10 protein-coding genes, 1 tRNA gene and 1 other RNA gene are annotated in these 11,395 nt (G+C 72.8%); 3 read left to right on the forward strand and 9 right to left on the reverse strand.

The features are described 5' to 3' along the window. Positions 1-8 precede the first annotated feature (8 nt). The 3 genes from IPL89_11850 to IPL89_11860 form a co-directional block, all read right to left on the reverse strand. Positions 9-863, reverse strand: a complete 855-nt coding sequence (locus IPL89_11850; GenBank protein MBK9063870.1) for a hypothetical protein — start codon at positions 861-863, stop codon at positions 9-11. 74 nt (positions 864-937) lie between these two features. Continuing rightward, positions 938-1,567 (reverse strand): hypothetical protein, encoded by a 630-nt coding sequence (locus IPL89_11855; GenBank protein ID MBK9063871.1) that lies wholly within the window; start codon positions 1,565-1,567, stop codon positions 938-940. Next, positions 1,564-2,541 (reverse strand): hypothetical protein, encoded by a 978-nt coding sequence (locus IPL89_11860; GenBank protein ID MBK9063872.1) that lies wholly within the window; start codon positions 2,539-2,541, stop codon positions 1,564-1,566. The genes IPL89_11855 and IPL89_11860 overlap by 4 nt, the downstream gene beginning before the upstream one ends. Before the next feature lie 23 nt (positions 2,542-2,564). On the opposite strand from IPL89_11860, the gene IPL89_11865 reads away from it, so the two are divergent. Beyond that, complete coding sequence (locus tag IPL89_11865) at positions 2,565-3,341, forward strand: glycerophosphodiester phosphodiesterase (protein MBK9063873.1); 777 nt, start codon at positions 2,565-2,567, stop codon at positions 3,339-3,341. Here the strand turns inward: IPL89_11865 and IPL89_11870 are convergent. Both IPL89_11870 and IPL89_11875 read right to left on the reverse strand, forming a co-directional pair. Further along, positions 3,322-4,608, reverse strand: a complete 1,287-nt coding sequence (locus IPL89_11870) for a sensor domain-containing diguanylate cyclase (GenBank protein ID MBK9063874.1) — start codon at positions 4,606-4,608, stop codon at positions 3,322-3,324. The genes IPL89_11865 and IPL89_11870 overlap by 20 nt on opposite strands. A gap of 26 nt (positions 4,609-4,634) precedes the next feature. After that, positions 4,635-4,709: transfer RNA gene (locus IPL89_11875), tRNA-Pro, on the reverse strand. A gap of 21 nt (positions 4,710-4,730) precedes the next feature. On the opposite strand from IPL89_11875, the gene IPL89_11880 reads away from it, so the two are divergent. Then, positions 4,731-5,492: an alpha/beta hydrolase gene (locus tag IPL89_11880; protein MBK9063875.1), complete on the forward strand. Its 762-nt coding sequence runs from the start codon at positions 4,731-4,733 to the stop codon at positions 5,490-5,492. Here the strand turns inward: IPL89_11880 and rph are convergent. From rph to IPL89_11895, 3 genes are all read right to left on the reverse strand, one after another. Further along, positions 5,426-6,277 (reverse strand): ribonuclease PH, encoded by an 852-nt coding sequence (gene rph, locus IPL89_11885; GenBank protein ID MBK9063876.1) that lies wholly within the window; start codon positions 6,275-6,277, stop codon positions 5,426-5,428. The genes IPL89_11880 and rph overlap by 67 nt on opposite strands. A gap of 43 nt (positions 6,278-6,320) precedes the next feature. Further along, positions 6,321-7,463 (reverse strand): glutamate racemase, encoded by a 1,143-nt coding sequence (locus IPL89_11890; protein ID MBK9063877.1) that lies wholly within the window; start codon positions 7,461-7,463, stop codon positions 6,321-6,323. Between the two features lie 403 nt (positions 7,464-7,866). Continuing rightward, positions 7,867-9,393 (reverse strand): N-acetylmuramoyl-L-alanine amidase, encoded by a 1,527-nt coding sequence (locus tag IPL89_11895; protein MBK9063878.1) that lies wholly within the window; start codon positions 9,391-9,393, stop codon positions 7,867-7,869. A gap of 69 nt (positions 9,394-9,462) precedes the next feature. Here IPL89_11895 and ssrA point away from each other — a divergent pair. Next, positions 9,463-9,821, forward strand: a transfer-messenger RNA (tmRNA) gene (ssrA, locus tag IPL89_11900). Between the two features lie 70 nt (positions 9,822-9,891). Here ssrA and IPL89_11905 read toward each other — a convergent pair. Then, positions 9,892-11,394: a hypothetical protein gene (locus IPL89_11905; protein MBK9063879.1), complete on the reverse strand. Its 1,503-nt coding sequence runs from the start codon at positions 11,392-11,394 to the stop codon at positions 9,892-9,894. Between the last annotated feature and the right edge of the window lies 1 nt (position 11,395).

Below are 11,395 nucleotides of genomic sequence, written 5' to 3' on the forward strand. Positions count from 1 at the left end.
GGGGGATTTTACTGGCCCGTGGCCTTCCCCTGCGGCGCCGCGGCGGGCGCGGCGGGGTTTCCCGGGGCCTCGAGATCGAAGGAGCCCTGCACGAGCGCGTGCGAGCCGGGAACGATCTTGTCGTCCTTCGTGATCCCGACGACGTACGCGTGCTTGCCGGGGGCCACGTTCTCGAGCCACACGGCCTCTTCCTTCGCGAGCGTGACTTCCTTCTCCGTGTCGACCTTGTAGCGGACCCGACACGTGTTGTCGGAGGTGCCCTTCTCGGCGATCGGACAGCCCGTGACGAGGAAGTCCAACAGGACCTTCCCGGTCTCGCCCTTCACCTTGCCGCGCGGCGAGACGACCGTGAGGACGGGCGTGCCGCTCTCGACCACGTTCTTTCCGTCCTTCTCCCCGACGTGGAACGTGACGGTCGCGAACGCGCTGTCCTCCTTGATGGACTCGCCCCACGGGCGCATCGGGAACACGCGCAGCGTGTGCGTGCCCTTCGGAATCTTCTTGAAGACCCACGGCTTCGTGACGTCGTAGTAGGCGAAGACGGTCGCGAAGTTGTCGAGCATGAGGGCGACGTACTGGCCCTGCTTCGTCGCAGGATCCTGGAACGTCTCGTAACCCGTGAGCTCGATCTTCACCTCGACGGGCGCGCCCGTCGCCGCGGGCTGGCCGGCCTCGGCGGGCGGGATCGCGATCACGTCGTCCGCCTTCGGCGACAGGATCTTGAGCGTGACCGGGCCAGAAGGTCCGCGTCCGTCCGGGACTCCGGCGATCGGCGACTTCGGGTCCTTCGGCGTCTCGGCGGACGCCGGGACGGCGAGCGCCAGGAGGGTGAGGGCGGCCGCGAGATTTCGGACCAGCTGCATCGGGAACACTCCTCTGGAGAATCCTCCGGCGCGCCGGAGGGCGCGGAGCATAGCAGCGACGCCGAGCCTGTGTCTCAGGAAGGCGGGGTAAAGAGCTTCGGCGGAGCCCCGACGCGCACGTCCGTGAGGTTGATCACCAACTTCGTCCCCTTGCCGCCCGGCGACGGGAGCTCCCGCTCCCAGCGGACGACGAGGCCGTCGAGGTCGTTCGCGGCCCAGTACGTCGTCGTCGGCGAGTTCAGGGCGGACGGGTCGTCGTCGAAGCGCCAGATCGCGCACACGTGTCCCGCAAACACCTCGTCGCCCTCCCGGTGGTAGAGGGTCAGGTTCCGGCGGGCCGCTTCCTTCTTCTCGTCGAAGCCGGTCGTCAGGGGGATGCCGGCGGGCATCTCCTTCTCCGCCTCGGAGAACTCCACGGGCGACGCGCTCTTCCCGCCGGCGGCGACGCGCCACGCCTTCTTCGCCTCCGTGTCGAGGATCAGCGCGGGCCCGTCGCCGAGGCCCTTGCGCCTCAGGCCTCCGCGCACGGCGATCTCGTACGAAGCCGTCTCGAGCCCGTCCGTCTTGAACGTGACGCGGGCGCGGTAGCCGTGGGTCGCGGCGCGCGGGGGACCGGGGAGCGGATCGGACGAGCAGCCGGCGAGAACGGCGAGCGTCGCCCCGGCGCAGCAGGCGGCGAGCAGCGCGGAAGCGGAACGTCTCATTTCGACGTGGCCCTCCGGGCGGGAGCGGTGCTGGGGACGGCGAGCCCGCGAAAGTGCTGGAGGATTGTGAGCGCGCGCAGCGTGACCCAGCGCGACGGGTCGCCCGTGCGCTCGGGAGCGAGCGGCATCCGCTCGGGCCGCGGGCGCTCCAGCTTCCAGCGCGCGCGGTGGTCCGCCTGGGAGGCCAGCTCCGCGAGGGCGCGCGCGACGTTCGGCTCGATGGGCCTTCCCGCGGGGCGCACGGCCTTCAACGCCGCAAGCATCTCGAAGAGGTCCGTCTCGTCCGCGCACGGGTAGCCCGCCTTCAGGATCTCGGGCGTCGCGCCCGCGGCGAGCGCGGCGGGAATCTCCGCCTCGACGAGCCGCGTCTCGAGGAACGCGATCGCGCCCCTGATCACGTCCGTCCGCGCCTTCTCGGGCAGCTCTCCGAGAAGGAGAAGGTCCTTCACGGTGCGGCCCTTGCCGGCCCGGGAACGCCGGGCGATCTCCTCGGCCCCGCCCACGACGCGCGGGTCGCCGCCGCGGCCGGTCCGCGCCAGGACGCGGAGCGCCGCCGAGAACAGCGGGACGTCGAGGTCGCCGGTCCGGCCGCCGCGCTCGATCTCGACGAAGGCCTTCTCCCACCTCGCGAGCAGGACGTCGGCCGCGTGCTTGAGCGCGGGCTGCGCCTCGTCCACGCCGAACTCCGTGAGAAACAGCGCGAGCCACATCCCGCCGTCGTACCGCCGCTCGAGCGGGACCTGCGGCGCCGGCACGAGGCGCGCGCGGACGAGCGCGAGAAGATCGCGCAGGAACGGGTCGCGGACGACCGCCTGCCGAGCGCGCCGGAGGTCGGGATCCTTGGGCGGGCGCCCGAGCAGGTCGCGCAGGGCGACGGCCCGCACACCCGGGTTCTCGCGCGAGACGAGCCAGTCGATCGTCGCGAGCGGGACCGGGAAAGGACCCTCGGCGGGAGGACGCGGAGCGCGAGGCATGGGAGGCGAGGATAATCCCTCCGATGAACTTCTTCGCGAGCGGCGTCACGCGCGTCGTCGGGCACCGCGGCTCCCCGACGAAAGCGCTCGAAAACACCTTCGAAAGCTTCGACCGGGCCGAGGCGGACGGCGCCGACGCCTTCGAGCTCGACGTCCGCCTCACGCTGGACGGCGAGGCCGTCGTCCAGCACGACCCGGAGATCGTTCTCCTCGGGCGCCGCGTCCCGCTGGCGACCGTCACGATCCCCGAGCTCACCGAGCTGCCCGTCGAGCGCGGCGGATTCCGGGGTTTCGTCCCGACGCTCCGCGATCTCTTCCTGCGCTACGGCTCGACCGGCCGCTACCTCGTCGAGCTCAAGGCGGGCCCGTCGCCGCGGCCCGGCCTCCTCGAGTTCCGCGTCGCGGCCCTCATCGCCCAGATGCACCTCTTCGACCGCGCGATCGTGCTCTCCTTCTCGGGCGACATGCTCCGGAAGATCCGCGAGATCGAGCCGCGCATCGAGACGTGCCTCAACTACGACGCGACGGCGCGCCGCCCCGAAGGCGCGCTCTGGCCCGATCTTCCGAAGGGCTGCCGCGCGATCGGCCCGCAGGCCGGACTCGTCACGGACGAGCTCTTCGCCCGGGCGAAGGCCGAGGGGCTGGGCGTCCACTGCTGGACCGTCAACGACCCGGCGTTCGCCGCGCAGCTCGCACGGCTCGGCGCGGCCAGCGTGATCAGCGACGACGTGTCCGTCGTCGGCCCCGCGATCCGGGACGTCACGGGCGCTCCCCTGCCGCTCAACCTCCTGAAGGTCTGACCGGCACGGCGTCCGCGTCGCTCGCCGTCACGACCCGGTTGCGGCCCGCGGCCTTCGCCTCGTAGAGCGCGGCGTCGGCGCGGGCGACGAGGTCGAGCGCGTTCGCGCCCATCTCGGGGCGGGCCGCCGCGACGCCGCCGCTGATCGTCACGACGCCGAGCGGCACGGCGCCATGCGGCATCCTGAGGGCCTCGACGCTCTTGCGCATCCGTTCGGCGATCGCCGTCGCCGCCTCCGCGTCCGTCAGCGGCAGGATCGCCGCGAACTCCTCGCCGCCGTAACGCGCGACGACGTCGCCGGCCCGGAGCAGCGTGCGGGCAAGCACGGCGGCCATCCGGCGGAGGCAGTCGTCCCCCGCGGGGTGGCCGTAGCGGTCGTTGTAGGGCTTGAAGTGGTCGACGTCCACCAGGACGAGCGCGATCGAGGTTCCCGCGCGGATCGCGCGCGCCCACTCGTCCGCCAGCGCCCGGTCGAACTGGCGTCTGTTCGCGACGTCCGTCACGGCGTCCACGAGGGAGAGGCGTTGCAGCACCACGTTGGCCTGCTGGAGGCGCAGCTCGGCGGCCTTGCGCTCGCTGATGTCGTGGAACGTGCACAGCACCTGCAGGAGCGTCCCGTCCTCCGCGAATTCGGGGTCCGCGTTCACGAGAAGCCAGATCCGCTCGCCGCCGCCGGGGCGCTGGAAGCCGACCACGGCGTCGCGCACGGCCTGACGCGTCGCGATCGCCTTCGGGATGGGGTGTTCGGAGCCCTGCAGGACACGGCCGTCCTCGTCGACGACGTTCCAGGCGGGGTCGTAGGACGTCTTCCCGAGGAGCTCGGCCTCGGTCAGCCCGAGCAGCTCGCGCGCCTTCGGGTTCGCGAGCGCGACCCGCCCTTCGGAATCCTGCACGACGACGCCCACCGGGACGTCGCGGACGAGGCCGCGGAAACGCGCTTCGCTCGCGCGCATCTCGCGATCCGCGCGTCTGCGCGCGTCCATGTCGCGGACGATCCGCCTCCACGCGAGCGCGAGGAGAAGGACGGTCAGGGTCGAGCCGAGGGCGACCGTCGCGATCGCAATGCGCGCTTCGCGTGTGGTCCGCTCCGCCAGAGCCCGGAGGTCTCCGGCGTAGTCGTCGGATCGGTGGGCCTGCGCGAGCGCGGCCTCCTGGCGCCGGGCGGCGTCCAGAAGAGCGAGCGTGTTCCACACGGCGACCGCTCCGACCGCCATGACGACGAGCACGGCGATCACGAGGCCGCGGAAAATCCTCCGGCGTGTCGGCACGTTTCGGTGTGTCTCCTCGAGTCAAATGGTCGGGGCGGCCGGGGTCGAACCGGCGACCTGTTGCTCCCAAAGCAGCCGCGCTACCGCTGCGCTACGCCCCGATTCCGTTAGCATTCTCCGCGATGGCCGCCAAGAAGTCGAAACCCGTCCTCGTCCTCCTCCACGGTCTGGGCGGCTGCGCGGCCGACTGGGCCGACGCCGGCGTCCCGCTCGCGAAGACCTACGCGATCCAGGCGCTCGACCTCCCGGGCTCCTTCCGCGGGCCGAAATCCCCCGACGGCTACGACCCGGCGGCGCTCGCGCGATGGGTCCTCGGCGTTCTGCCGAAGCAGCCCGTCTTCCTCGTGGGCCACTCTCTCGGCGGGCGCGTCGCCGGCGAGATCGCGGCCCTTGCGCCGGAACGCGTCGCCGCCGTGGCGCTCGTCTCGCCCCTCGGCGCGGCGCCCTACGGCTTCACGGACACGCTCAAGTGGAAGGCGATGTCGCGCCGCGCCGTCCTCGAGAGCGTCCCCGAGTCCTCCCTCAGAAGCGCCGCCGCGTACGGCTTCGAGGGCGACGCCCCCGGCAAGAAGGCGCTCGTCGCGCGGGCCGTCGAGGCGCAGACCGGCCCGTCGAAGAAAGACGTTTCCTTCGCGACCGAGAAGTCCGTGGACGGCGTCCTCGGGGCGCCCCCGCTCTCCGAGCGCCTCAGGGGGACGACGATGCCGCTCCTCGTCGTGACCGGCGAGCGCGATCCCCTCGTGCCGCCGAAAGACGCGCGGGCGATCCTGAAGGCCCGCCCGGACGCGACGTTCCTCGAGCTCCCGGGCCGGGGGCACTACGCTCTCTTGGAAGATCCGGGCCGGCTCGCCGAAGTCTTGCGCGGATTCTTCGCGCGGGCCTGAGGCAGGTCCGGCAGCCACGCGTCCGGCACGCGACCCTCGAGCGCCGCGCACTGGACGCGGAAGAGCTCGGAGAGGCCGCGCCGCGCGGCGGCGAGAAGCTCGCCGAGCATCGCCTCGTCGAACGGCTCCTTCTCCGCGGTGCCCTGGATCTCGACGAAGCGTCCCGACGACGTCCCGACGACGTTCAGGTCGACCTCGGCGGTCGAGTCCTCGGAGTAGTCGAGGTCGAGGAGAATCGTGCGCGCGTCCGGCTCGGCCCCGGCCGTGACGCCGAGGGAGATCGCCGCCACGGCCTCGCGCAGCGGGTTCCCGCGGATCGTCCGCGCCTTGAAGAGCGTGCCGGCGGCGAGCATCAGGGCGACGTACGCGCCCGTCACGGACGCGCAGCGCGTCCCCGCGTCGGCCACGAGGACGTCGCAGTCGAGCGTGATCGTCCGGTCCGCGAGGATCGAGCGATCCGCGACGCCGCGCAGCGCGCGCCCGATGAGGCGCTGGATCTCGAGCGTGCGGCCCGTCTGCTTCCCGCGCGCGGCCTCGCGCGCCGTCCGCTCGTGCGTCGCGCGCGGGAGCATTCCGTACTCGGCGGTGATCCAGCCGAGGCCGGTCTTCTGGAGGAAGGGCGGCACCTTCGCCTCGACGGTTGCCGTGACGAGCACCTGGGTCTTGCCCTGCGTGATGAGGCACGAGCCCTCCGCGTGGGGCACCGCGTCGCAGACGATCGAGACGGGACGCAGCGAAAGCGCGGCGCGGCCGCCGGCACGGGAGAGGGCGTTGGGGTTCTTCACGCGGGGATTGTCCTCTTATCGCGACCAGGGCGCCCGCGGACCTTCACATCGGCAGGTCGACGAGCGCGAGGTCCGCCGCGGGCCGGCCGAGGAAGCGGCCCGCGACGCGGCGGAGCCGATCCGACGCGTCCGTGACGAGAATGCGCGTCTCGCCGGGCTCGTTCCCCTCGCGGCGGGCGGCCGGCGGGAGCGCCGCTTCGAGCGCGTCCGCCGCCGCGTGCGCCGAGTCGACGAGCTCCGTTCCGGGCGGGAGCGCCGCCGCGATCGTCCCCGCGAGGAGCGGGTAGTGCGTGCAGCCGAGGACGACGATGCGCGCGCCCGAGGAGCCCACGGGCCCGAGGTACCGCGCCGCGGCCGCGCGGGCGACCTCGTTCCCGGTCCAGCCCTCCTCGGCGAGCGGCACGAAGAGCGGGCACGCCGTGTGGAGCACTTCGCGCTCCGGATCCAGCGCGCGGATCGCGCGGCCGTAGGCGTCGGACGCCACGGTCGCCTCGGTCGCGAGGACGGCGATCGGCCCGCGCGGCTCTCCCGCCGCCTCGCGCGCCCGCGCCACGGCGACGGCGGCGACGGCGCCGGGCGCCACGACGCCGATCACGGGCACGGGCGACATCTCGACGATCGCGTCGAGCGCGAGCGCCGAGGCCGTGTTGCAGGCGACGACGACGGCCTTCACGCCGTGGTCGAGGAGGAAGCCGACCGCGCGGCGGGCGTAGCGGCGGACGGTCTCGGCGGACTTCGTCCCGTACGGAAGGCGCGCCGTGTCGCCGAGGTAGAGCAGCCGCTCGTGCGGGAGCCGGCGGGCGATCGCGTCGAGAACGGTCAGCCCGCCCACACCCGAGTCGAAGAGGCCGATGGGCCGTTCGTCGCTCACGTCGTTTCCCCCTTCGGCCTCGCGGGCGGCTTCGCCGGCTTCGGAGGCCGCGGCGCCGGCGTCGACGTCGCCGTGGGCGTCGGAGCCGGCGTCGGCGTCGCCGCCGGCGGCGGCTGCGCCGGGCGCGGCGTCTCCGCGGCGGCGCGCGTGAAGTCCGGCGCGATCGGGTGCGCGAGGTCCACGTGCCCCGCGAGCGTCTCGGCGGGCTCCCCCGCCACGAGGAAGACGACGCGCGTCACGCCCGTCATGTTCTTGCCGACCGTGACGGCGAGCGCCTGCACGGCGGCGTCCTCCTCGTGCGCGCCCGCCTGCCATTTCACGAGAGCGGGCGGCGCGACGTCGAGGACGGCCACGCCGTCGCGCAGGAGGTACGCCCCGCGCAGCGTCCAGCCCTCGGGAAACGGCTTGACGAGGTCGGCGCTGCGGGGCCCCTCGACGACGCCGGACGCCACCGCCCGCAGGAACGCGACGTCGTCCGCGGCCACGGGCACGTCGCGCGCCTCGGGGTGCAGCATGCCGTCGCCCTCCTTCGACTCGAAGAACAGCGTCACGTTGCGCGCGGGGATCGGTGTCGGCGGCACGACGGCCGTCGGGCGAGGCGCGGGAGCGGGCGGCGCGCCGGCCTTCGGGCTCCTGACGCTCCGCATCACGACGAACGCACCGAGGAGCAGGGCGAGGATCGCGACGAGCGCGAGCGCGAAGCGGCGGGCCACGGGACTCAGCTCTTGCCGTTCTTCGGCGCGTACGGCACGGGCGCGGCGCCGTCGGCGGACCGGAAGTACGTCTCGAGGCTGCCCGCGAGCGTGTCCGCGACCTGCCGGCGGAACTCCTCGGAATTGATCTTCTTCTCCTCGTCGGGGTTCGTGATGAACGACACCTCGACGAGCACCGCGGGCGCGTTCACACCAATGAGGACGCGGAACGGCGCCTGCTTCACGCCGCGCGTCGTGATCCCGAGCAGGCGGTTGAAGTCGGCCTGCACGATCTCGGCGAGACGCGCGGACGCGCCGAGGTGCTGGTTCTGCGCGAGGTCCCAGAGGATGAGGTCGAGGTCGCGCACCGCGGCGTTCTTCTCCGCGCTGGCCGCCCCGGGCGCGGCGCGGTTCTCGCTCTCGGCGAGCGCGGCCGCCGCGCGGTCCGACGCGTCGAGCGACAGGTAGTAGACCTCCGTGCCGTGCGCGGAGGCCGCGCGCGACGCGTTGCAGTGGATGGAGAGGAAGACGTCCGCCTTCGCGGCGTTCGCGGCGGCGGCGCGGTCGTCGAGGCCCACGGTCGCATCCGTCGTCCGGGTCATGAGGACGCGGTACCCGCGGCGCTGGAGCGTCTCGACGACCGTCCTCGCGAGCGCGAGCGTCGCGTCTTTCTCGAGCGAGCCGCCCGGCCCCTTCGCCCCTTCCTCGGTTCCGCCGTGGCCGGGGTCGACGACGATCGTCTTCACGTTCTTCGCGGCGGCGGGCGCCGGGACCGGCGCGGCGGGCGCGGCGGAGGGCGCGGCTCCGGCCTTGCGGGCGACGTCCACGACGAGGCGGGGCGGCGTCCCGAGCGCATAGACGTTCGCGGCGAGGCCCTTTTCGCGAAAGACGATCGTCACCTCGCCGCCGCGCACGAGGAGCCGCGCGACGCGCGGCGAATCGAGGACGCGCTCGGGCGACGGCGCGGTGAGGCGCGTGCCCGGAAAGTGCAGGACGACCTGTTCCGGCGTCGCCTCCACCGCGTACGACGGCGACTGCGAGAATCGGAGCACGATCTTCGTGACGTCGCCGAGCTCCGCGACGGAGGGCTCCACGCCGACTTCGACGAAATCCGACTTCTTCGCCGAGAGCGTGCGCGTCCCCTTGTCCCACGCGAGCGCCTGGCCCGTGAGCGGACCGAGAACCCTCACGAAGAACTCCGGCTCGGCCCACGCGCCGAGGCTCGACGCGCGCACGGGCGACGCGAGGTTCACCACCTTCGTGTCCACGACCGCGATCGGCGACTCGGCGCCGAAGACGGCCGTGCGGCCCTTGACCTTCACCTCGTACGAGCGCGTGCGTTCGTCCCACGCGATCGTCCCGTCGAGGGCGGCAACGGCGTCGTTGACGAGAAGGAACGTCCGCCCGTCGCGCTCTTCGGCGCGGATCGACGCGGGCGGCTTGGCGTCCCGCGCGAGGGACGCGTCCTGGGCCTCGACGGAGCGGGCGCCGGACAGGAACGAGAATCCCGCGGCGGCGAGAAGAACGAGGAACCGGGCCGTCGCGCGCGTCACCCGCGAATTATGGCGACTCCCGGGTCTTTTCGCCCGGGTGCCGACCTGTTATCCTCATCGATCACGATTGGGGGCGTCCCGGTTTCGACGGGGCATTCAGCGATCGAGGAGCACGCCGAGCACGGCCGTTCGCTCGTAAAAACGACGGTCAAATTCAATCGCCAACAGCGATTACGCTCTCGCGGCTTAATTAGCCGTGACGGGCGCCGGGGAGCCTGTCCGGGGCGCCTCGGCGTTTGACGCGAAATCCGGACTGGGGATCATCTCCGCCGCCTGAAGAGATGGCCCGAGAAGCTCAGGATCGCCGCCGCGCCCGGTCGTCCGGACCTGAAGACGCGGTGGTTAAAAAAAACAAGTCCGGACTGAGCGTGGAGAATCTCGACGTTCGGGCGCTTCGGACGGGGGTTCGACTCCCCCCGCCTCCACCATTTACGGCAAGCGGTATTTCCGCTGGCGAACCGGCCCCGGGAAACGCGGCGGCCGGGGGATTTCCGGGTCTCAGGCGACGGACGTCGGTGTCAGCGTGCCGTGGGTGAACGCGCGGCGGCCACCCCGGGGAATCTCCGGGGGTCCTCCCGCTGGGGGGGGGGGGGTGGGGGGGGGAAGAACTTCGCGACGTCCGCGTCCATGTCCGGCGGCGGGACTCGCGGGGGGAGGCGGGCCGCGAGCCGTCAGTCTCGCGCCCCCGGGGGGGGGGGGGGGGGGGGGGGGGCGGCGCGGGGCGCGCGTCCGCGTCCTCCCGCGCTGCCCGACGCCCGGGTAGAGGACGAAGCGCGCGTCGAGGCCCGCCTTCTGGTAGAGGCCCTCGGCCCCCTTCCAGCGGGAGACCGGCGTCGGGCCGAAGAGACGGAAGACGAGATCTTCGTCGGCCTTCGAGAAGCTGTCGCGGTAGATCACCGCGTCGTTCGCGTCCTTGTCGCCGAGCAAGAAGAGCCACGCGACGGCCTTCAACGCGCTCTCGTCGACGGGCCTTCCCACGAGCGCGCGGACGTCGGCCACGCCGACGGGGTACGGCAGCGTTTTGCCGTCGGCCTTCTCGACGGGCGCGATCGGCCAGCCGCCCGGCGACCCACAGGCCACCGCGAGGACCCGCGAGGGGTGAAGGACGGCGAAGCGGTTCACGAACGAACCCGACGCCGAGAAACCGCGCAGGAGGAGTCTTGCGTCGACCGTGATTCCCCTGGCCGCGAGAACCGCCCGCGCGTCGTCCGCCATGGCAAGGAGCTGCAAGTCGACACGCCGGAACGCGGGAGCTTCCGTCTGCAGGGCCGCGCGCGTGAGCGCGTGGAGGTAAAGGTTTTCGTCGCCCCCGATCGGCGGCCGCGGAAAGAGCGGCACGAGGAGCGGCGCGCCGAGCGCATCGGCGAGCGCCGCTTGCCGGCGCACCTCGCACGTGGACGCGGCGCGGATCATCTCCACGTCGTCGGTGGTGTACCCCGTGTTGTTCGGGACCACGAGGAGGTGCCCCGAGCGTGGCGCCTTCGGCACGTAAAGGAAGTACGGCCAGTGGAAGCCCCGCGCGGGCGCCGCCGGCTGCTCGGACGTGAGCGCGGCGTTCATCTCGCAGCGATGGACGAGGAATCCCTTCACGCCGAAGAGGGCGCGGCCCCCGGACGCCTTCGAGGGATCGATCTCGAGGACGTACTTCCCCGCCGCGAGCACACGCGTGACGTCGGACTCGCCCCGGCGCCCGGCCCACGCGAGGACCGGCGCGCCGTCCGGCCCGACGAGCGTCACCGAGGCTTCGCCCTCGCGGGTCTCCATCCAGAAGCTGAGCCGGTGCCGGTCGCTGGCCTTCGGAAGCAGGAACTCGAAGCGCACGGGCTTCTGCCCGAGGCTGAAGCCCTGCGTCATGTTGAACCCGTCGGCGACGAGCGCGGCGTTGCGCTTCTTCGCCTCCGCGGCGAGCGGGTCGGGCGCCTGGGCGTCGGCCCCCGGCGCGGCGGCCGCCCCGCACGACACGAACAGGATGAGCGCCGCGCACGCGGCTCCCCGGACCATG

Source organism: Acidobacteriota bacterium (assembly GCA_016716715.1).
Lineage (GTDB): Bacteria > Acidobacteriota > Thermoanaerobaculia > UBA5066 > UBA5066 > Fen-183.

Excerpts from the sequence above, each read along its gene's own strand:
- IPL89_11905 (MBK9063879.1), bottom strand. The coding sequence starts at position 11,394 with ATGGTCCGGGGAGCCGCGTGCGCGGCGCTCATCCTGTTCGTGTCGTGC.
- IPL89_11850 (MBK9063870.1), bottom strand. The coding sequence starts at position 863 with ATGCAGCTGGTCCGAAATCTCGCGGCCGCCCTCACCCTCCTGGCGCTC.
- IPL89_11890 (MBK9063877.1), bottom strand. The coding sequence starts at position 7,463 with ATGGCAGGCGGGCGCGCACGAGGAGGACGCCGCCGTGCAGGCGCTCGC.
- IPL89_11855 (MBK9063871.1), bottom strand. The coding sequence starts at position 1,567 with ATGAGACGTTCCGCTTCCGCGCTGCTCGCCGCCTGCTGCGCCGGGGCG.
- IPL89_11865 (MBK9063873.1), top strand. The coding sequence starts at position 2,565 with ATGAACTTCTTCGCGAGCGGCGTCACGCGCGTCGTCGGGCACCGCGGC.
- IPL89_11880 (MBK9063875.1), top strand. The coding sequence starts at position 4,731 with ATGGCCGCCAAGAAGTCGAAACCCGTCCTCGTCCTCCTCCACGGTCTG.
- IPL89_11860 (MBK9063872.1), bottom strand. The coding sequence starts at position 2,541 with ATGCCTCGCGCTCCGCGTCCTCCCGCCGAGGGTCCTTTCCCGGTCCCG.